This is a genomic window from Cupriavidus plantarum, assembly GCF_905397285.1.
GTDB lineage: Bacteria > Pseudomonadota > Gammaproteobacteria > Burkholderiales > Burkholderiaceae > Cupriavidus > Cupriavidus plantarum.
The window spans coordinates 125,956-147,190 of sequence record NZ_CAJPUX010000006.1 but is presented as its reverse complement, the minus strand read 5'-3'; the positions used below and the strand labels follow the sequence as shown (position 1 = coordinate 147,190).

General features: G+C 64.1%; 20 protein-coding genes. All 20 read left to right on the top strand.

All coding sequences use genetic code 11. The annotated features are described in order from the left end of the window. Positions 1-87 precede the first annotated feature (87 nt). The 20 genes from KHP16_RS23190 to hemE all read left to right on the top strand — a co-directional run bounded on the left by KHP16_RS23190 (position 88) and on the right by hemE (position 21,227). Positions 88-573, top strand: coding sequence for a hypothetical protein (locus tag KHP16_RS23190; protein WP_244835972.1), 486 nt, complete (start codon positions 88-90; stop codon positions 571-573). Between the two features lie 342 nt (positions 574-915). After that, complete coding sequence (locus KHP16_RS23185; protein WP_109585355.1) at positions 916-2,076, top strand: ABC transporter substrate-binding protein; 1,161 nt, start codon at positions 916-918, stop codon at positions 2,074-2,076. A 16-nt stretch (positions 2,077-2,092) separates the two neighbouring features. Continuing rightward, positions 2,093-3,136, top strand: a complete 1,044-nt coding sequence (locus KHP16_RS23180) for a branched-chain amino acid ABC transporter permease (protein WP_109585354.1) — start codon at positions 2,093-2,095, stop codon at positions 3,134-3,136. 9 nt (positions 3,137-3,145) lie between these two features. Further along, positions 3,146-5,026, top strand: a complete 1,881-nt coding sequence (locus KHP16_RS23175) for a branched-chain amino acid ABC transporter ATP-binding protein/permease (protein ID WP_211961290.1) — start codon at positions 3,146-3,148, stop codon at positions 5,024-5,026. Continuing rightward, positions 5,010-5,786, top strand: a complete 777-nt coding sequence (locus KHP16_RS23170) for an ABC transporter ATP-binding protein (protein WP_211961289.1) — start codon at positions 5,010-5,012, stop codon at positions 5,784-5,786. The genes KHP16_RS23175 and KHP16_RS23170 overlap by 17 nt, the downstream gene beginning before the upstream one ends. Before the next feature lie 161 nt (positions 5,787-5,947). Next, the gene (mnmG, locus tag KHP16_RS23165; protein ID WP_244835970.1) at positions 5,948-7,957 is read left to right on the top strand and encodes a tRNA uridine-5-carboxymethylaminomethyl(34) synthesis enzyme MnmG; all 2,010 of its coding nucleotides are present in this window, start codon (positions 5,948-5,950) and stop codon (positions 7,955-7,957) included. Continuing rightward, positions 7,958-8,686 carry a 16S rRNA (guanine(527)-N(7))-methyltransferase RsmG gene (gene rsmG / locus KHP16_RS23160; protein ID WP_109585352.1) on the top strand — a complete coding sequence of 243 codons (729 nt, stop codon included), beginning with the start codon at positions 7,958-7,960 and terminating at the stop codon, positions 8,684-8,686. Between the two features lie 43 nt (positions 8,687-8,729). Continuing rightward, positions 8,730-9,503 (top strand): ParA family protein, encoded by a 774-nt coding sequence (locus tag KHP16_RS23155; RefSeq protein WP_109585351.1) that lies wholly within the window; start codon positions 8,730-8,732, stop codon positions 9,501-9,503. A gap of 25 nt (positions 9,504-9,528) precedes the next feature. Beyond that, positions 9,529-10,431, top strand: a complete 903-nt coding sequence (locus tag KHP16_RS23150) for a ParB/RepB/Spo0J family partition protein (RefSeq protein ID WP_109585350.1) — start codon at positions 9,529-9,531, stop codon at positions 10,429-10,431. A gap of 339 nt (positions 10,432-10,770) precedes the next feature. Next, entirely contained in the window at positions 10,771-11,238 is a 468-nt protein-coding gene (locus tag KHP16_RS23145) for an ATP synthase subunit I (protein WP_211961223.1), read from the top strand. A gap of 299 nt (positions 11,239-11,537) precedes the next feature. Continuing rightward, positions 11,538-12,404 carry a F0F1 ATP synthase subunit A gene (gene atpB / locus KHP16_RS23140; RefSeq protein ID WP_115955590.1) on the top strand — a complete coding sequence of 289 codons (867 nt, stop codon included), beginning with the start codon at positions 11,538-11,540 and terminating at the stop codon, positions 12,402-12,404. A 76-nt stretch (positions 12,405-12,480) separates the two neighbouring features. Then, entirely contained in the window at positions 12,481-12,747 is a 267-nt protein-coding gene (gene atpE, locus KHP16_RS23135; RefSeq protein WP_008650162.1) for a F0F1 ATP synthase subunit C, read from the top strand. A 105-nt stretch (positions 12,748-12,852) separates the two neighbouring features. Beyond that, positions 12,853-13,323, top strand: a complete 471-nt coding sequence (locus tag KHP16_RS23130; RefSeq protein WP_109585347.1) for a F0F1 ATP synthase subunit B — start codon at positions 12,853-12,855, stop codon at positions 13,321-13,323. A gap of 2 nt (positions 13,324-13,325) precedes the next feature. Beyond that, positions 13,326-13,868, top strand: a complete 543-nt coding sequence (locus KHP16_RS23125; RefSeq protein ID WP_109585346.1) for a F0F1 ATP synthase subunit delta — start codon at positions 13,326-13,328, stop codon at positions 13,866-13,868. Positions 13,869-13,907: 39 nt separating this feature from the next. Continuing rightward, the gene (gene atpA / locus KHP16_RS23120; RefSeq protein WP_109585345.1) at positions 13,908-15,449 is read left to right on the top strand and encodes a F0F1 ATP synthase subunit alpha; all 1,542 of its coding nucleotides are present in this window, start codon (positions 13,908-13,910) and stop codon (positions 15,447-15,449) included. Between the two features lie 71 nt (positions 15,450-15,520). Next, the gene (gene atpG, locus KHP16_RS23115; RefSeq protein WP_109585344.1) at positions 15,521-16,396 is read left to right on the top strand and encodes a F0F1 ATP synthase subunit gamma; all 876 of its coding nucleotides are present in this window, start codon (positions 15,521-15,523) and stop codon (positions 16,394-16,396) included. 33 nt (positions 16,397-16,429) lie between these two features. Next, complete coding sequence (gene atpD, locus KHP16_RS23110) at positions 16,430-17,833, top strand: F0F1 ATP synthase subunit beta (RefSeq protein ID WP_109585343.1); 1,404 nt, start codon at positions 16,430-16,432, stop codon at positions 17,831-17,833. A 69-nt stretch (positions 17,834-17,902) separates the two neighbouring features. Beyond that, positions 17,903-18,319: a F0F1 ATP synthase subunit epsilon gene (locus KHP16_RS23105; protein ID WP_109585342.1), complete on the top strand. Its 417-nt coding sequence runs from the start codon at positions 17,903-17,905 to the stop codon at positions 18,317-18,319. 801 nt (positions 18,320-19,120) lie between these two features. Then, positions 19,121-20,077 (top strand): alpha/beta hydrolase, encoded by a 957-nt coding sequence (locus tag KHP16_RS23100; RefSeq protein WP_211961222.1) that lies wholly within the window; start codon positions 19,121-19,123, stop codon positions 20,075-20,077. Positions 20,078-20,138: 61 nt separating this feature from the next. Further along, positions 20,139-21,227 carry a uroporphyrinogen decarboxylase gene (gene hemE / locus KHP16_RS23095; protein ID WP_109585340.1) on the top strand — a complete coding sequence of 363 codons (1,089 nt, stop codon included), beginning with the start codon at positions 20,139-20,141 and terminating at the stop codon, positions 21,225-21,227. Positions 21,228-21,235: the final 8 nt, after the last annotated feature.

Below are 21,235 nucleotides of genomic sequence, written 5' to 3'. Positions count from 1 at the left end.
GGCGTTGCCGATAATATTCGGCAACGCCTTTTTTATTTCCCGCTTCCGTTTGCGGCCCCGTATCGCCTCCCAAAGTCGCTCATTCCGATGTCTTCTGCAGTGCAGTTCCCGCCCCGCCTGGCCGAATCGGCCGACGCGGACCGCCTCTACGCCTGGCTCGCCATGCGGCGTCCGCTGCCTGTCCCCGAGGCTCGCGCCCGGCGTTTGTCGCTGGAAGCGCTGCTCGCACAGGGCGGGCAGGGCGTCTGCGTCATGCTGGAAGCCGGTCATGGCACCGACGGCACGCATCTGGTGCACGCGTTGCTGCCCGCCACACTTGTCCACAGCCTCGCCCATGCCGGCAAGGTCGCCATGGCCTCCGACTGGTGGTGCGATGCGACAGGTGACCCGGGGCGCGAAGCGTTCGACGCCTGCTTGGGGTTGCTGGCCGACTGGTGCCGTGCCCACGGCATCCGGCATGTGTTGGCGGCGCCTTCCCTGCAACCCGGGGGCGGGTCCCCGCAAGGCTTCGTCCCGGACGCGAGCGGCCTCTGGCGCCGCGACTGCATTCCCGCCGCGAAGACGCTGGGATAGAACCGTTTCAATCGGCCCACACTCGGGTTAATCCGCCTTTTCGCTGCACATCGCTCTGTTAGACTGGATTCGCATTCCCGACCGTCCGGTCGGCGAATGCAGCTGCGCACTCCGGGGTAAGAGCCGCGCAGGACGGGAAATCGGGACGCACTTCATCGCGTAGGCGCATGCGTCGTTCCGCAAGTCGGCGAGGGGGCCAGCGTTGCGCCCGGCGACCGCGACACAGAGCCTGCTGGCGTACGGACCAGCAGGCCGATATCAAGACTGGAGGCATCCGCCGGCCGGAAGGCGGCGGATGCCTTTTTTCATTTCTGCCGCAAGAAAAAGACCTGAGGAGGGGATATGACGTTGAAGCGTGCCAGCTCGCTGGCGCTTGCCGTTGCCTGCCTGTTCGCCGGGGTCACCGAAACCGCCATCGCGCAGATCAAGGTCGGGGTCACCGTATCCGCGACCGGTCCCGCCGCATCGCTTGGCATTCCGGAGAAGAACACGTTCACGCTGATGCCGAAGCAGATTGGCGGCAAGACCGTCGAGTACATCGTGCTCGACGACGCCTCGGATACGACTACCGCGGTCAAGAACACGCGGAAGCTCGTGAGCGAGGACAAGGTCGATGTCCTCGTCGGTTCCACCGTCACCCCCAACTCGCTCGCGATGATCGACATCGCCGCCGAAACCGGTACGCCGATGATCGCGATGGCCGCATCGGCACGGCTGATCGAGCCCATGGATGCCAGGCGCGCGTGGGTCTTCAAGACGCCGCAGAACGACTCGCATATGGCTACGGCGATCGTCGAGCACATGACGAACAACAACGTGAAGACGGTAGCGTTCATCGGCTTTGCCGACGCGTACGGGGACGGCTGGGCCACGGAGTTCGGCAAGGTGGCGGACCTGCGCAAGATCCGCGTGGTCGCCAACGAGCGCTTCGCGCGCACCGACACGTCGGTGACGGGCCAGGTGCTCAAGATGATGAGTGCCAATGCGGATGCGGTGTTGATCGCGGGCTCGGGCACGCCCGCGGCGCTGCCAGCCAAGACGCTCAAGGAGCGCGGCTACAAGGGCAAGATCTACCAGACGCACGGTGTGGCGAATGCCGACTTCCTGCGCGTCTGCGGCAAGGACTGCGAGGGCACGTTCCTGCCGGCGGGCCCGCTGCTCGTGGCCGAGCAACTGCCGGACAGCAATCCGGTGAAGAAGCCCGCCATGGCGTACAAGACCGCGTACGAGAAGGCGTTCGGCGGTCAGGTGTCCGGCTTCGGCGGCCATGCCTGGGATGCGGGCCTGCTGCTGCAGCATGCCATTCCCGAGGCGCTCAAGAAGGGCGAGCCCGGCAGCAAGGAATTCCGGAAGGCGCTGCGCGATGCGCTCGAGCAGACCAAGGAGCTCCCGGTCTCGCACGGCATCATGACCATGAGCGCGACGGACCATCTCGGGATGGACCAGCGCGCGCGCGTGATGGTGCAGATCGTCGACGGCAAGTGGAAGCTGCAGTCGCGGTGAGCCCCGCGCCGCTGCCATGGATCTGTCGATCGCCGCCATTCTCGCGCAGGATGGCATCACCTCCGGTGCCATCTATGCGCTGCTCGCGCTGGCGCTCGTGCTCGTGTTCTCCGTCACGCGCGTCATCTTCATTCCCCAGGGTGAATTCGTTGCCTATGGCGCGCTGACGCTCGCCGCCATGCAGGCGGGTCACACGCCGCAGACCACGTGGCTGCTGCTAGCGATGGGCGCACTGACGTTCGTGCGTGAGCTCGTGCTCTCGCTGCGCGGGCACCGGCTGGACATGCGCGGCTTCGCCATGCTCGCCGGCAAGTACCTGCTCTTTCCGCTGGCCGTGCACATCGTCGTGCGCGCATACGGCGCGCAGCCGTTGCCGATGGCCGTGCAGATTGCACTCACCTTGCTCGTCGTCATTCCGCTCGGCCCGATGCTCTATCGCCTTGCGTACGAGCCGCTCGCAGAGGCGAGTACGCTCGTGCTGCTCATCGTTTCCGTCGCCGTGCACTTCGCGCTCGTGGGCCTGGGTCTCGCGATGTTCGGTGCCGAGGGCTCGCGTACGGAGGCATTCTCCGACGCGCGGTTCGAGGTGGGTACGCTCAGTGTTTCGGGCCAGAGCCTGTGGGTCGTCGGCGTGTCCGCGTTGCTGATCGGCGCGCTGTACTGGTACTTCGAGCGCACGATCCACGGCAAGGCCTTGCGCGCGACCGCGGTGAACCGGCTCGGCGCGCGCCTGGTCGGCATCGGCACGGCACAGGCGGGCAGGTTATCGTTCACGCTAGCCGCGGGGATGGGCGCGCTTTGCGGCGTCCTCATCGCGCCGCTGACGACGATCTACTACGAGTCGGGATTTCTGGTCGGGCTCAAAGGCTTCGTCGGCGCGATCGTCGGCGGCCTCGCGAGCTATCCGGTCGCGGCCCTCGGTGCACTGCTCGTCGGGTTGCTGGAGTCGTACTCGTCGTTCTGGGCGAGCGCGTTCAAGGAGGTGATCGTGTTCACGCTGATCATCCCGGTGCTGTTGTGGCGCTCGCTCACGGGCAAGCGCGTCGAAGACGAGGAGTAGGCCGTGACGATGCTGACCGAGGAGCCTGTCGCCGGCGCGGCGGCGAGTGGCAGCCGCGCGCGCACGCGGCTGCCATGGCACCGTGTGCTCACATTGCTGTGCGTGCTTGCACTTGCCGCCATGCCCGTGTTGCCCACGCCGGAGTTCTGGATCACGCTCGCCAACTACATCGGGCTCTACAGCCTCGTCGCCATCGGGCTCGTGCTGTTGACCGGCGTGGGCGGCATGACGTCGTTCGGGCAGGCCGCTTTTGTCGGCCTCGGCGCCTACAGTACCGCGTACCTGACCACGCAGTGCGGTCTGTCGCCGTGGCTTGGCTTGCTGGCAGGTCTGGCGGTCACGCTTTGCTGCGCCAGCCTGATCGGCGCAATCACGATGCGCATGTCGGGCCACTACCTCCCGCTCGCGACAATTGCCTGGGGCCTGTCGCTGTTCTACCTGTTCGGCAATCTCGAATTTCTCGGCAAGTACGACGGCATCACGGGCATTCCGGTGCTCTCTGTCTTTGGTATCCCGCTACAGTCGGGCCGGGCAATGTTCTATGCGATATGGATGGTTGTGCTGCTGGCCATGCTGCTCTCGTCGAACCTGCTGAACTCGCGCCCCGGTCGCGCGATCCGGGCGCTGAAGGGGGGCGTGACGATGGCCGAAGCGATGGGTATATTCACCGGATGGATGAAGACCGTCGTTTTTATCATGGCGGCAATGTTCGCCTGCATATCTGGATTTCTATATGCGCATTTGCAGCGAACAGTCAATCCGACGCCATTCGGTCTTAACCACGGCATCGAATATCTGTTCATGGCGGTGGTCGGCGGCGTGGGCCATGTCTGGGGTGCCAGCGTCGGCGCGGGTGTCCTGACGATCCTGAAAGACGTACTCCAGGGATTGCTGCCCAAGCTGCTCGGCTCCACCGGCAACTTCGAAATCATCGTCTTTGGCGTACTCATGGTGCTTTTGCTCCAGTACTCGCCGGACGGCATCTGGAGTTACCTGTCGCGCTGGCTGCCTTCAGGCCCACGCGCACACGCCCCCGATCACGCGCCGGCATTGCCCGTTCGCGAGAAGCCAGCCAGCGGCGAACTGCTGCTCGACGTTCGCGCGGTCCGCAAACAGTTCGGCGGGCTCGTCGCCGTCAACGATGTTAGCTTCCAGGTTCGTGCAGGGGAGATCGTCGGACTCATCGGCCCGAATGGTGCCGGCAAGTCCACCACGTTCAACTTGATTACCGGCGTCGCATCGCTGACAGCCGGCGAGGTCCGTTATCGCGGTGAGCGTATCTCCAACAAGTTTTCACGTGAAATCGTGAAGCGCGGCATCTGCCGCACCTTCCAGCACGTGCATCTGCTGCCCTCGATGTCGGTGCTGGAGAACGTCGCCATCGGCGCGCACCTTCGGGGCGACTTCGCCGCGCAGGGCGGGGTGGCCGCCGCGATGCTGCGGCTCAATCGCGAGGAGGAGCGCAAGCTGCTGTTCGAAGCCCGTGTGCAGCTGGAACGCGTCGGGCTCGGGGACCGCCTGTACGACGAAGCGGGGAGCCTGGCGCTCGGCCAGCAACGCGTGCTCGAGATCGCGCGCGCGTTGTGCGCGGACCCGGCGTTGCTGTTGCTGGACGAGCCCGCGGCCGGACTGCGCCATCTCGAGAAGCAGGCGTTGGCAGCCTTGCTGCGCAAGCTGAGGGGAGAGGGCATGAGCGTGCTGCTGGTCGAGCATGACATGGACTTTGTCATGAACCTGACCGATCGCCTCGTCGTAATGGAGTTCGGCACGCGCATCGCCGAAGGGACGCCGGAAGACGTGCAGCGCAACCCCGCCGTGCTCGAGGCTTATCTGGGTACCGACGCTATGGGTGAGCATGAGGGCGCTGGCGGAGATGCCCGTGGTGCTTGAGATCCAAGACCTCCACGTCCGCTACCGAAAGGTCGAGGCCGTACACGGCGCGTCTCTGCGTGTCACGGCGGGCGGCATCGTCACGGTGATCGGACCCAACGGCGCGGGCAAATCCACGCTCCTCAACGCCATCATGGGCGCGCTTCCTCCCTACGCGACGGCTTGCGGCACGATGCGGCTGTTCGGTGAAGACATCGGTGCGCTGCCCATCGAAGACCGCGTGATGCGTGGCATGTGCCTCGTCCCGGAGCGCCGCGAACTGTTCGCCTCCATGAGCGTGGAGGACAACCTCGTGCTAGGGGCCTTCCGCCGCAAACGGGCGGGGGAGCGTGCCTACCTCGACCAGATGGACGTGGTGTTCGACCTGTTCCCGCGTCTGCGCGAGCGGGCGCGACAGGACGCGGGTACGCTATCCGGCGGCGAGCGCCAGATGCTTGCCATCGGCCGCGCGTTGATGGCGCGGCCACGGGTCCTGATGCTCGACGAGCCCAGTCTCGGTCTGGCGCCACGCATCGTGCGCGAGATCTTCCAGATCGTGGCGCGGCTCAGACAGACGGGCGTGGCGACGCTGCTCATCGAACAGAACGCGCGTGCGGCACTACGCGTTGCGGACTATGGCTACGTGCTGGAGACGGGCGAAGTCGTCATGGCGGGCGAGGCGTCAATGCTTAGTCACGACGCCAAGGTTGCCGAAACCTATCTCGGTATCGGGACCCGAATCGGGACCATCGGGACCCGTCGCGACGACGCCACGCCCTAAGTGTTCCACGTGGAACATTGCGGCCGGATTCACGTGAGTCCGGGCGACCCATACGCTATGTTTCACGTGAAACATTGAAGCCCCCAAAGTCCGGCTCTCGATTGCCGCTATAATTCGACATCCCAAATTTTCCGCTCATAACCTCCCGGAGGAGGTGTCCCATGCTTTACCCAAAAGAATTCGATGTCATCGTCGTTGGTGGCGGCCATGCCGGCACCGAAGCCGCTCTCGCGGCCGCCCGGATGGGCTGCCAGACGCTGCTGCTGACCCATAACATCGAGACGCTGGGACAGATGAGCTGCAACCCCTCCATCGGCGGCATCGGCAAGGGTCATCTGGTCAAGGAAGTGGACGCCATGGGCGGCGCCATGGCGTCCGCCACGGACGAAGCCGGCATCCAGTTTCGCATCCTGAACTCGAGCAAAGGCCCCGCCGTCCGGGCGACGCGCGCTCAGGCAGACCGGGTGCTGTACCGCAAGGCCATCCGCACGCGCCTGGAAAACCAGCCGAACCTGATGCTGTTCCAGCAGGCCGTCGATGACCTGATGGTGGAAGGGGACCGCGTGGTCGGCGCCATGACGCAGGTGGGAATTGCCTTCCGCGCCCGCGCTGTCGTGCTGACGGCCGGGACGTTTCTCGACGGCAAGATTCACGTGGGGCTCGACAACTACACCGGCGGTCGTGCCGGCGACCCCGCCGCGGTATCGCTCTCGGCGCGCCTGAAGGAGTTGAAGCTGCCGCAGGGCCGGCTCAAGACCGGCACGCCTCCCCGCATCGACGGTCGTACCATCGACTTCTCGGTCATGGAAGAGCAGCCCGGCGACCTCGATCCCGTGCCGGTTTTCTCGTTCCTTGGACATCCAGACCAGCACCCGCAGCAGCTGCCGTGCTGGATCACGCATACGAATGCCCGCACCCACGCGGTCATCCGCGGCGGTCTCGACCGTTCGCCGATGTACACGGGCGTCATCGAAGGGGTAGGGCCGCGGTATTGCCCCAGCATCGAGGACAAGATCCATCGGTTCGCGAGCAAGGAGAGCCACCAGATCTTCCTGGAGCCGGAAGGCCTGACGACCAACGAGTTCTACCCGAACGGGATCTCGACGAGCCTGCCCTTCGATGTGCAGCTCGACCTCGTGCACTCGATTCGCGGCCTCGAGAACGCGCATATCCTGCGACCCGGCTACGCGATCGAGTACGACTATTTCGACCCCCGCGCGCTCAAGTCGTCGCTGGAGAGCAAGGCGATCTCGGGCCTCTTTTTCGCCGGGCAGATCAACGGTACCACGGGCTATGAAGAGGCCGCGGCACAAGGTCTGCTGGCCGGCATCAACGCCGGTTGCTACGCGCGCGAGCGGGACGCCTGGGCCCCGCGCCGCGATCAGGCCTACCTCGGTGTCCTCGTCGATGACCTCATTACGCGTGGCGTCACGGAACCGTATCGAATGTTCACGAGCCGCGCTGAGTTCCGCCTCAGCCTGCGCGAGGACAACGCCGACATGCGCCTGACCGAGATCGGCCGCGAGCTCGGTGTCGTGGACGACGCCCGCTGGGACGCCTTCAATCGGAAGCGCGACGCTGTTTCACGTGAAACAGAGCGCCTGAAGAGTACGTGGGTCAACCCGTCGATCCTGCCCGAGGCGGACGCTGTACCGCTGCTGGGCAAGGCCATCGAGCGCGAGTATTCCCTCGCCGATCTGCTGCGCCGTCCCGCCGTCACGTATGACGCGCTGATGGCGGTGCAGGCCGGACGCTACGCGCCGGAGCAGGCGCTGGATGCCGATGCGCTATTGGTGGACCAGATTCGCGAGCAGATCGAGATCGGCATCAAGTACCACGGCTATATCGCGCGGCAGGCCTCGGAAGTGGAAAAGCTCGAGGCCAACGAATCGACGCGCCTGCCCGCCAGCTTCGATTACACCGAAGTGCGCGGCCTGGGTTTCGAGGTGAGCCAGAAGCTCAACCAGCATCGCCCCGAAACGCTGGGCCAGGCGTCCCGTATTTCGGGCGTCACGCCCGCCGCGATCTCGCTGCTGCTGGTCCATCTGAAGAAGAAGGGCATGGGCCGCGTCGCCGCGGTTGGTACGGCCAACGATGCGACCGCCGATAAGACCGCCGATAAGACCGCCGATAAGACCGCCGATAAGACCGATAGCCAGGAGGTGGCCTGAGTGGGCGGCTTTCGTCATGCGGTGGTCGACACGGCCGCCCAGCGCGCGCGACTCGAGGCTGCCCTCGTTGCCATCGGACTTGTACTGACGCCGGCGCAGGTCGATACGCTGCAGGCGTACCTGACGCTGCTGGGCAAGTGGAACAGCGTTTATAACCTGACCGCCATCCGTCATCCCGACGAAATGCTGACGCACCACCTGTTCGATTCGCTCGCGGCCGTCCCGGCCCTGGCCGAGGCGGCCCGGGTGAGCTCGGTGAGCGCCGCAGCGCGGGGCAGGGCGCTCGACGTCGGATCCGGTGGCGGCATGCCGGGCCTGCCGCTCGCCATCGCGTGCCCCGACGTCTCGGTGCGGATGGTGGACATCGTGCAGAAGAAGACGGCGTTCCTGACGCAATGCCGCGCGCAGCTCGGACTGGATAACGCGTCGGCCCACTGGGGGCCCGTGGAGAAAATCGAGGACGCGGATGGCTATGCCGTCATCACGTCGCGCGCATTCGCGGAGCTCACCGACTTCGTGACGCTGTCGGGGCATCTGCTAGCGCCAGGTGGGCGCCTTATCGCGATGAAGGGCGTCTACCCGCAGGCGGAGCTAGACCGGATGGAGGCTGCGGGCCTGATGGCCGCGTGGCACGTGGAATCGGTACCGCGCCTGACGGTACCGGAACTGGACGCGGAACGGCATCTCGTCGTGCTGTCGCGTCGAGTGGATATTCAAGCACATGTCTGATGCGTCTCACGCATCGGTATCAACACAGGAGCTTCGGGAGCCTATGGCCAAGGTATTCGTGATCGCCAACCAGAAGGGCGGCGTAGGCAAGACCACCACGACGGTCAATCTTGCCGCTGGCCTCGCCGCGCAGGGACAGCGCGTGCTGCTGGTGGACCTCGATCCGCAGGGGAATGCCTCGATGGGTTCCGGCATCGACAAGCAGTCGCTCGAACATAGCGTGTACCAGGTGCTCGTGGGACTGTCGACGGTCGCGCAGGCGCGCCAGCGTTCGGAGGCGGGCAAGTACGACGTGCTGCCCGCCAATCGCGAGCTGGCCGGCGCGGAAGTGGAACTCGTCGAGCTCGACCAGCGCGAACGCCGGCTCAAGCAGGCACTGGCCGAGGTCGACGACGAATACGACTTCGTGCTGATCGACTGTCCGCCGTCGCTGTCGCTGCTCACGCTGAATGGGCTCTGTGCCGCGCATGGCGTCATCGTGCCGATGCAGTGCGAGTACTTTGCGCTGGAAGGGCTGTCCGACCTCGTCAACACGATCAAGCAGGTCCACGCCAACCTCAATCGCGACCTCAAGGTCATCGGCCTGCTGCGCGTGATGTTCGACCCGCGCGTCACGCTCCAGCAGCAGGTCTCGGCGCAGCTGGAGGCCCATTTCGCCGACAAGGTGTTCAAGACCGTGATCCCGCGCAACGTGCGGCTCGCGGAGGCGCCGTCTTACGGCATGCCGGGCGTCGCGTTCGACGTGTCGTCCAAGGGGGCCAAGGCCTATCTCGATTTCGGCGCGGAGATGATCGCCCGCGTCAGGCAGCTCGGCTGAGCGCCATCATCCGAAGGACTGGGACATGAGTACCGCAAAGAAGAAGGGCCTCGGCCGCGGGCTGGAAGCGTTGCTGGGCGGCCCCGCCGAGATCGTGGAGACCGTGAAGCAGGAGGGCGCGCCCTCGGTGCTGCGTCTGGAGCAGCTGCAGCCCGGCAAGTACCAGCCGCGCACACGCATGGACGAGGGCGCGCTGCAGGAGCTCGCCGCAAGCATCCGCGCGCAGGGCCTGATGCAGCCGATCCTCGTGCGCCGCGTCGCCGAACCCGATCGCTACGAAATCATCGCGGGCGAGCGCCGCTTCCGCGCATCGAAGCTCGCGGGCCTCGATCGCGTGCCGGTGCTCGTGAAGGAAGTCGCCGACGAAGCCGCCGCGGCGATGGCGCTGATCGAAAACATCCAGCGCGAGGACCTCAATCCGCTGGAAGAGGCGCAGGGCATCATGCGCCTGATCCGCGAATTCCGCTTCACGCACGAACAGGCGGCCGAGTCCGTCGGCCGTTCGCGCAGTGCGGTGTCGAACCTGCTGCGCCTGCTCAATCTCGCCTCGCCCGTGCAGACCATGCTGATGGCCGGCGATCTCGACATGGGCCACGCGCGCGCGCTCCTCGCCGTCGATGGCGCGAACCAGATCACGCTCGCGAACCAGATCGTGAACAAGCGTTTATCGGTGCGCGAAACCGAGAAGCTCGTCGCCTCGACGCTGAAGCCTTTCGACCTCAAGTCGCTGAAGCAGAAGAGCGGCACGGGCATGCGCGATGTCGCGCGCCTCGAGGAAGAACTTTCGGATGCGCTCGGTCTCTCGGTACAGATCAAGCTCGGCGCGCGCGGCAAGGGCCAGCTCACGATTCACTTCACGAGCAACGATGCGCTGGATGGTGTGCTGACGCGTCTGCGCGAGCCCGCCAGCAGCCAGCCGGCCGCGTGAGCGCTGCCCTGAAAGCTTCCACGCCAGGTCAGGCATTGGCGGTATAAATATCGTGGGCGATCACCGGCCATCCAGGTAACCGGTCGCCGTGACCCCGCGCCCGGAGCCCGTGTCGAGCATGCCCCGCGTGAAGCAATACGATGACGTCGTGCGTCAACGTCGCGCAATTTCAACGCTGCCATCATCGACGCGTGATAGCAACCGTTGTGCGAAATTCACTGCAAGCTAACTGAAAGCAGATTGACTCGCATTGCCTATTGCTCGTAGAATCGTGCGGTTTGAATTCTGGCCGGAAACAAGAAGTTCCGGCCTGAACGAAGCTAACACAGGTGGTGGCAGGTGGTGGTTCGAGACCGGCAGGACCCGTGGGAAGACGACGCGGAGCGTGAAGAGCGGGTCGTCGATCCGCTGTCGCGCGACGACGCGGTGAAGCTCCTTGGCGAACGCGCGTTGCGTCCGTCGCGGATGACACCTGGCAAGGTCGTGCTGGCGCAGGCGGTCGTGACGCTGTTGTCGGCGATGGCCTGGGCGATTTTCGCGCGCGAGCATGCGCCGTACGGCTGGTCGGCATTGTTCGGCGGCGCCGTGTGCGTGATCCCGAGCGGGTTCTTCGCCCTGCGGCTATGGATGTCGCGTGCGCAGCCGACGGTCGGCGGCCTGGTGGTCGGCGAAGCGATCAAGGTGTTCTCGACCGTCGCACTGTTCGTGCTGGTCGTCGTGCTGTACCGCGATCTTCGCTGGGTGCCGATGCTCGTCACGTTCCTGTTGGCGCTCAAGACATACTGGGTGGCGCTCGCAATCCGCTGAGCGGTCCGACCGGCGACGGTCAGGCCTTTCGGCGTCAGCGATCTCCATCCCTCGAAGGAGGGCTTCCGTCTCAGGTGGGGCTCTCAATACGCAATATCAAGGGTTTTCCGTGCGGCGCGTCACAGCGGTGAAGCGCCACGCGGTCAACGTGATGCCCGGCAGTTTCGGGCCAGAACAACCAGGCGGTCCTGCTTAGCGGTTACCGGCCATGTGGCCGAAGGCGAAGCAAGACCCATACCGGCAACCGTGCACCGCGCGGGTGCGGTCGACAAATTTCGCAATATACCGTTCGCTCCGACATGTCAGAAGCTATCCAAGCTGCCGAGCACAAGCTCACTCCCTCAGGCTATATCGCCGAACACTTGCAGAACTTGAATTCGGTTGGCGGCAAGCAGCATTCCGTCGTCGATTTCAGCATCCTCAACTACGACACGATCTTCTGGTCGGTGCTGTGCGGCGCGATCGTGCTGCTGGTGCTGTACGTCGCCGCGCGGCGCGTGACGGCCGGCGTGCCGGGCCGCTTCCAGGCGTTCGTCGAGATGGTCGTGGAAATGGTGGACGACCAGGCCAAGGGCATCATCCACGGTGACCGCTCGTTCATCGCGCCGCTGGCGCTGATGGTGTTCTGCTGGATCACCATGATGAACGCGATCGACCTGATTCCCGTGGACTGGGTCACCGGCCTGAACCACTTCCTGGGCCTGTTCCATCTGCACCTGCCGCACCACCGCGCCGTGGCCACCGCCGACCTGAACGGCACGCTGGGCATGTCCGCATCGGTGCTCGTGCTGATGATCTACTACAGCTTCAAGATCAAGGGCGTGGGCGGCTTCGCGCACGAACTGTTCTCGGCACCGTTCGGCGCCAAGTGGTACCTGGCCCCGTTCAACCTGATCCTCAACATCATCGAATTCCTGGCAAAGGCCGTTTCGCTGGGCATGCGGTTGTTCGGCAACATGTACGCCGGCGAACTCGTGTTCCTGCTGATCGCGCTGCTGGGCTCCATGTGGACGTTCGGTGCGGACCTGTCCGCGCTGGGCTTCGTCGGCCATGTGATCGCGGGCGCGGTCTGGGCGATCTTCCACATCCTGATCGTGCTGCTGCAGGCGTTCATCTTCATGATGCTGACGCTGGTGTACATCGGCCAGGCTCACGATCACCACTGATTTTCCCGGTTTCAAAGTTCTAGTTTTTGGTTTTTGGTTTTTTGGTTCTAAGTCTCTCTAAATTTAAGGAGTCATCATGCAAGCATATCTCGCCAACATCCAGGGTCTGACCGCAATCGGCATCGGCATCATCATCGGCCTCGGCGCTATCGGCGCATGCCTCGGTATCGCTCTGATGGGTGGCAAGTACATCGAAGCGTGCGCACGTCAGCCCGAGCTGATGAACCCGCTGCAAACCAAGATGTTCCTGCTGGCCGGCCTGATCGACGCGGCATTCCTGATCGGCGTGGGTGTTGCCATGCTGTTCGCGTTCGCCAACCCGCTCCTGTCGGTCATTCAGTAAGTCTTTTCGGTCTGCATGATGCTGACGGGCGGCTCTGGCCTACGTCTGATGGCCTGGCCGCCCTTGTGCATTTATCTGTAGTTTGATTACCGAAAGGAACACACCATGAATCTGAACGCAACGTTTCTTGCGCAGATGGTCGTGTTCTTCATCCTGTGGTGGGTTGTTGCCAAATTCATTTGGCCGCCGCTGGTGAAGGCGCTCGACGAACGCGCAAAGAAGATCGCCGATGGCCTCGCCGCTGCCGAAAAAGGCAAGGCCGAGCTCGAACTGGCCAACAAGCGTGTGGACCAGGCTTTGGCCGAAGCCCGCACCGAGGGTGCCCAACGCGTCGCTGACGCCGAGAAGCGCGCTCAGCTGACGGCAGACGAGATCAAGCAGAACGCCCAGGCGGAAGCCGCACGCATCATCGCCCAGGCCAAGGCCGAGGCGGAACAGCAGGTTACCCGCGCACGCGAACAGCTGCGCGACCAGGTTGCCGTGCTGGCCGTGAAGGGCGCCGAGCAGATCCTCAAGCGCGAAGTGAACGCGCAGGTGCACGCAGACCTGCTCAATCAACTGAAGGCTGAGCTCTAATCATGGCTGAATCCGCAACCATTGCCCGTCCCTACGCAGAGGCGCTGTTTCGCGTCGCAAGCCAGGCGGATGCAGGCAACGTGGGTGCATGGTCCGATCTGGTGTCGGAGATGGGGCAGGTTGCCGCCAACCCCGACATGAAGGCGCTTGCCGACGATCCGAACGTCCCTGGGCAGAAGCTGGCCGAGGTGTTCCTGTCGGTGCTGAAGTCTCCGGTCAACGACGAAGCCAAGCGCTTCGTGAACCTGCTGGTGGAGAACAACCGCCTGACGGTCATGCCGGAGATCGCCGAACAGTTCCATGCGCTCAAGAACGCCCGCGAAGGTTCGTCCGATGTCGAGATCACCAGCGCATTTCCGCTGGAAGACTCGCAGCTGAAGGACCTGGTCGCCGCACTCGAACGCAAGTTCGGCCGCAAGCTGTATCCGACCGTGACTGTGGACTCGTCCCTGATTGGCGGTGTCAGCGTCAAGGTCGGCGACGAAGTGCTCGACACCTCCGTGCGTGCGCGCCTGGCTGCCATGCAGACCACGCTGACCGCCTGATCGCTACGGCCGACGGATTGAAGAATTAGGAGCATTGTGATGCAACTGAACCCCTCAGAAATCAGCGAGCTGATCAAGTCCCGCATCTCGGGTCTTGGCGCCGACGCTGAAGTGCGCAACACCGGCACGGTGATCTCCGTGACCGATGGTATCTGCCGCGTGCACGGCCTGTCCGGCGTGATGCAGGGCGAGATGCTGGAATTCCCGGGCAACACGTTCGGCCTCGCGCTGAACCTCGAGCGCGACTCGGTCGGCGCCGTGGTGCTGGGCGAGTACGAACACATTTCGGAAGGCGATACGGTCAAGTGCACCGGCCGCATTCTGGAAGTGCCCGTTGGCAAGGAACTGCTGGGCCGCGTGGTGAACACGCTGGGTCAGCCGATCGACGGCAAGGGCCCGATCAACGCGAAGGAAACCGACGTGATCGAAAAGGTCGCGCCGGGCGTGATCGCGCGTCAGTCGGTGAGCCAGCCGGTGCAGACCGGCCTGAAGTCGATCGACGCGATGGTGCCGATCGGCCGTGGCCAGCGCGAGCTGATCATTGGCGACCGTCAGACCGGCAAGACCGCCGTGGCTGTGGACGCCATCATCAACCAGAAGGGCAAGGGCGTCTTCTGCGTGTACGTGGCAATCGGCCAGAAGGCTTCGACGATCGCCAACGTGGTGCGCAAGCTCGAAGAGCATGGCGCCATGGAATACACGGTTGTCGTCGCCGCCGCGGCGTCGGACTCGGCCGCCATGCAGTACCTGGCTGCCTACGCCGGCTGCACGATGGGCGAATACTTCCGCGACCGCGGTGAAGACGCGCTGATCGTTTATGACGATCTGACCAAGCAAGCGTGGGCGTACCGTCAGGTGTCGCTGCTGCTGCGCCGTCCGCCGGGCCGCGAAGCCTACCCTGGCGACGTGTTCTACCTGCACTCGCGTCTGCTCGAGCGTGCCGCTCGCGTGAACGAAGACTACGTGGCCAAGTTCACGAACGGCGCGGTGACCGGCAAGACCGGCTCGCTGACCGCGCTGCCCGTGATCGAAACGCAGGCCGGTGACGTGTCCGCGTTCGTGCCGACCAACGTGATCTCGATTACCGACGGTCAGATCTTCCTGGAAACCGACCTGTTCAACGCCGGTATCCGCCCCGCTATCAACGCCGGTATCTCGGTGTCGCGCGTGGGTGGTGCGGCGCAGACGAAGGTCGTCAAGAAGCTGTCCGGCGGTATCCGTACCGACCTGGCCCAGTACCGTGAGCTGGCTGCGTTCGCGCAGTTCGCCTCCGACCTCGACGACGCAACGCGCAAGCAGCTCGAGCGTGGCCGCCGCGTGACGGAACTGCTGAAGCAGCCGCAGTATCAGCCGCTGCAAGTGTGGCAGCTGGCCGCTTCGCTGTACGCCGCGAACAACGGCTTCCTGGACAACGTGGACGTGAAGGACATCCTGGCTTTCGAAAAGGGCCTGCACGACCATCTGAAGACCAAGTTCGCCGATCTCGTTGGCCGCATCGAGGATACGAAGGATCTCTCGAAGGACGACGAGGCCGCCCTGCGTGCCGCGATCGAGGATTTCAAGAAGTCCGCCGCGTTCTAACCGGGTGATTCCACGGACCGGACCGCGCGGCCGGTAACGACGCGCGGCCCGGCACGAATGGAGAGGAAGATATGGCCGGAACGAAAGAAATTCGAACCAAGATCAAGAGCGTGCAAAACACGCGCAAGATCACCAAGGCGATGGAAATGGTCGCCGCATCCAAGATGCGCAAGGCGCAGGAGCGGATGCGGAATGCCCGTCCCTACGCCGAGAAAGTGCGGAACATCGCGGCGCACCTGGCCTCGGCCAACCCCGAGTTCAAGCACCCGTTCCTGCAGGCACGCGACATCAAGCGCGCCGGCATGATTGTGGTGACGACCGACAAGGGTCTGTGCGGCGGCATGAACACCAACGTGCTGCGTGCGGTGACCAACGAGCTCAAGAGCCTGCAGGGCCGTGGCGTGGACGTGCAGTCCACCGCGATCGGTACCAAGGGCATGCAGTTCCTGGGCCGTATCGGCGCGAAGGTGATTTCGCATGTCGTGCATCTTGGCGACACCCCGCATCTGGAAAAGCTGATCGGTGCGATCAAGGTTCAGCTGGACGCCTTCACCAACGGTGAAGTCGACGCCGTGTACCTGGCGTACACGCGCTTCATCAACACGATGAAGCAGGAACCGGTGGTCGAACAGCTGCTGCCGCTGTCCGCCGACAAGCTGAGCCAGACCGAAGACGAAAAGCGCGCCTACTCGTGGGATTACATCTACGAGCCGGACGCCCAGACCGTGATCGAGGAACTGCTCGTTCGCTACGTCGAGGCGCTCGTGTACCAGGCGGTGGCCGAGAACATGGCGTCCGAACAATCGGCGCGCATGGTGGCCATGAAGGCTGCATCCGACAACGCCAAGAACGTGATTGGCGAACTGCAACTGGTCTACAACAAGACCCGTCAGGCAGCGATCACGAAGGAGCTGTCGGAAATCGTCAGCGGTGCCGCGGCGGTTTAAGGCGTCAAGAATTCAAGCTATCGGAGATACGAAATGAGTATCGGAAATATTGTGCAGTGTATTGGCGCCGTGGTGGACATCGAGTTCCCGCGCGATGCCATGCCTAAGGTGTACGACGCGCTCGTGCTGGAAGAGTCCAGCGATGCGTCGTTCGCTGAAAAGGGTCTGACGTTCGAAGTGCAACAGCAGCTCGGCGACGGCGTGGTGCGTACCATTGCGCTGGGCTCGTCGGACGGTCTGCGTCGCGGCATGGCCGTGAAGGGCACGGGCGCTCCCATCTCCGTGCCGGTTGGCCACGGTACGCTGGGCCGCATCATGGACGTGCTGGGTCGCCCGATTGACGAAGCTGGCCCGATCGCCGCCGACGAAAAGCGCGCGATTCACCAGAAGGCACCGAAGTTCGACGAACTGTCACCGTCGGTTGACCTGCTGGAAACCGGTATCAAGGTGATCGACCTGGTTTGCCCGTTCGCAAAGGGCGGCAAGGTGGGTCTGTTCGGTGGTGCGGGCGTGGGCAAGACCGTCAACATGATGGAGCTCATCAACAACATCGCCAAGCAGCACAGCGGTCTGTCGGTGTTTGCCGGCGTGGGCGAGCGTACCCGTGAAGGGAACGACTTCTACCACGAAATGAAGGACTCGAACGTGCTCGACAAGGTGGCCATGGTGTTCGGCCAGATGAACGAGCCGCCGGGCAACCGTCTGCGCGTGGCGCTGACCGGCCTGACCATGGCCGAGCGCTTCCGTGACGAAGGCCGTGACATCCTGTTCTTCGTCGACAACATCTACCGTTACACGCTGGCCGGTACGGAAGTGTCGGCACTGCTGGGCCGTATGCCTTCGGCCGTGGGCTATCAGCCGACGCTGGCGGAAGAAATGGGCAAGCTGCAGGAGCGCATCACCTCCACGAAGACGGGCTCGATCACCTCGATCCAGGCCGTGTACGTGCCGGCGGATGACTTGACCGACCCGTCGCCTGCTACCACCTTCCTCCACCTCGACTCGACCGTCGTGCTGTCGCGTGACATCGCCGCGCTGGGTATCTACCCCGCCGTCGATCCGCTCGACTCGACCTCGCGCCAGCTGGATCCGCAAATCGTCGGCACCGAGCACTACGAAGTGGCCCGCCGCGTTCAGCAAACGCTGCAGCGCTACAAGGAACTGCGCGACATCATCGCGATTCTGGGCATGGACGAACTGTCGCCGGAAGACAAGCTGTCGGTGTCCCGCGCGCGTAAGATCCAGCGTTTCCTGTCGCAGCCGTTCCACGTCGCGGAAGTGTTCACGGGTTCGCCGGGCAAGTACGTGCCGCTGAAGGAAACCATCCGTGGCTTCAAGATGCTGGTGGACGGCGAGTGCGATCACCTGCCCGAGCAGGCGTTCTACATGGTCGGCTCGATCGACGAAGCCTTCGAGAAGGCCAAGAAGCTCCAGTAAGCATTGCTCGTTAGGCCCGCCGCCCAAGCGAGCGGGTCAGCGGCAACGCGATTGGACATAGGAGTTCACATGGCAACCATTCTTGTAGACGTCGTCAGCGCGGAAGCGTCGATCTTCTCCGGTCAGGCGAAGTTCGTGGCGCTGCCCGGTGAAGCCGGCGAGCTGGGCATCCTGCCTGGTCACACGCCGCTGATCACGCGCATCGCGCCTGGTCCGGTGCGCATCGAGAAGGAAGACGGCAGCGAAGAATTCGTGTTCGTGGCCGGCGGCATTCTCGAAGTCCAGCCGAAGCACGTGACCGTGCTGGCCGACACGGCCATCCGCGGTGGCGATCTGGACGAAGCGAAGGCTCAGGAAGCCAAGCGCGCGGCGGAAGAGCTGATGCAGAACCAGAGCAGCGACCTCGACCTCGCACGCGCGCAAAGCGAACTGGCCGTGGCAGCAGCCCAGCTGGCCGCCATCGCCCGCCTGCGTCGGAAGAAGTAAACGGTTTATCCCCGCAGATCGTAACGTGCCTGGCTGTTGTTTTTTTGGTGCGGAACGTGATGCGGAACAAAAAAGGCAGCCACGCGGCTGCCTTTTTTGTCGCGGCGACGATATATTTCGTCTCCTGAACCGCAAAAAAAAGCGCGCGGGCCGGGGAGGCTCCGCGCGGACGGGAAAATCCCTTCGAGGGGTCAATTCGAAGGAACGGGTTCGGTTCAGGATCACTTAAAAGGCGCATGCATAGTCTTACACTCATGCACATCTAGCGCCGTCGGTCTTCCTGTGAGCCGGGCCAGCACGTCGCTGCTGGTCCGGTGAATCGGGAGTACTGCTTCAGGCTTTCTTCATTCCCCACCCTTTTTAGCTGGCGTCAACGCCGCCCAACGCTGGGTGTGTCAATGCATTGTGGGGGAAACTTTAGGGGAAGGCAGTAACAAAATGTATCGTTTTGCAAGTAGATGAAAGGGGGAGCGCGGAAAATACAGCGTTCACGACACTTTTGAGGGTTTCCCGCTACCTTGAAAGCACTTGCACGTGCATTTTGTGCCAAGGACACTGAGCGATCACTTGCATGCTAGTGGCCTGAATGCATTACGTTTTTCAGTCCGAATTAATGTGTTTACCCTACTTTCCGGGGGTGAGCATTCTGACTAAATCCGATTTGTGTTCGATACCGCATTCAACGTTACGATTGGAAACGTGCATCGCCCACATTTCCGCCGCGTCCATGCCCGCGTCTGTCCCGCGGTTGTCCATTAAACTGCCGGTGATTTTACATTTACCGCAGATTTTCAGATTCCCATGGCAATCGATCCCCAGCTAGCCGCGTACTATCAGCGCACGGCGGCCCATTTTGCGGGCGCCCCCGCTCCCGTAACGGCTCCGGAGCGTCGCGCGCGCTTCGAGGCGGTCGCCGCGCTGTCCCAGTTGCCCGATCCCCAGGGCATGACTGTCACCGAGCTCGCGGTACCGCTCGCGGGCCGCACGCTGGCGGCGCGGCTGTTCCGGCCGGCGGACGTGGCGCAGCCAAGGCTTATCGTCTACTTCCATGGCGGCGGCTGGGTCGTGGGATCGCCCGCTACCCACCATACGGTCGCGGCCCTGCTGGCCTCGGATACCGGATGTGCCGTGGCGAGCGTCGATTACCGGCTGGCCCCTGAATTCCCGTTTCCCGCGCCGTGCGACGACGCGACGGATGCCGTCGAGTGGTTCGCCGCGCAACGGCAGGCGCTGGGCTTCGCGCCGGACTTTCTCGCGGTGGCCGGCGACAGCGCCGGGGGACACCTCGCCGCACAGGCGGCCGCATCGGTCAACGCCGCGGCCCGGGCGGACGTGGTGAAGGCGCAGCTGTTGATCTACCCCGTCGCGGCGCCGGTCCTGACGACCGAGAGCTATCGTGCTTTCGGGGACGGCGTTGGCCTCACGCGCGAGGAGATGCACTGGTTCTGGACGCAGTTCGCCGGCGAGGCGGTGCTGACGCGCGGCGCGGAGAACGAGGACGCCCGCCTGTACCTGATGGCATCGGCACCGTCGCGCCAGCCGCCTGCGAGCGTGGTGCTGGTCGCCGCCAACGACGTGCTCCGCGACGACGGCCTCGCCTACGCGGACTTCCTTGTCCGGCACGACGCACCGGTCATCACGATCGAAGCCAGCGGCATGACCCACGGATTCGCACGCCTCCAGCCCGATGCGCCACGCGCGCGGGAGTGGATGCGCCGCGCAGCCGAAGCCTTCAGGTCGATCGCCGACGACGTCTGAACGACGGAAGGTGTCCGGGACCGAGGTGTCCCGTAGAATGGCGGTCTCACGAGAGACCAACATGACCGTACTGCAGAACGACACCTTCCTGCGGGCGCTGCGCCGGCAACCGACCGAATACACGCCGCTCTGGCTCATGCGCCAGGCGGGCCGTTATCTGCCCGAGTACAACGCCACCCGCGCGCGTGCGGGGAGCTTTCTCGGCCTGGCGAAAAATCCCGCATACGCGACCGAAGTCACGTTGCAGCCGCTGGACCGATACCCGCTCGATGCGGCGATCCTGTTCTCCGACATCCTGACCGTACCCGACGCGATGGGCCTCGGCCTGTCCTTTGCGCAGGGGGAAGGGCCGCGTTTTGCGCACCCTGTCCGCAACGAGGCCGATGTCGCGAAGCTCGCCGTGCCCGACATGGCGTCGCTGCAGTACGTCTTCGATGCGGTGTCGGAGATCCGCCGCGCGCTGGTGCGGGATGGCAAACAACGTGTTCCGCTGATCGGCTTTTCGGGCAGTCCATGGACGCTGGCCTGCTACATGGTCGAGGGCGGTGGCTCCGATGACTTCCGCACGGTCAAGAGCATGATGTACGGCAGGCCCGACCTCATGCACCGCATTCTCGAGATCAATGCACAGGCCGTGTCGGCATACCTCAATGCGCAGATCGAGGCGGGCGCGCAGGCCGTGATGATCTTCGACACCTGGGGTGGCGCGCTGGCGGACGGCATGTACCAGGCGTTTTCGCTGGCCTACATGCGCCGCGTGCTCGAAGGCCTGCGCCGCGAGCACGACGGCCAGCAAATACCGGCCATCGTCTTTACGAAGGGCGGCGGGCTATGGCTGGAGCAGATCGCGGCCATCGGCCCCGATGCGATCGGGCTCGACTGGACCGTGAACCTGACCGAAGCGCGCCGCCGCACGGCGGGCCGTGTCGCGCTGCAAGGCAACATCGATCCGACAGTGCTATTTGCCCCGGAAGCGGCGATCCGCGCACAGGTGCGCAACGTACTCGACAGCTACGCTGCGGGCGGCGGCAGCGATGGTCATGTGTTCAACCTCGGCCACGGCATTTCGCAGTTCACGCCCCCCGAGAACGTGGCGGTGCTTGCAGACGAAGTGCACGCTTACAGCCGGACGCTGCGCGCGCAGGGCTGACGCGGCGG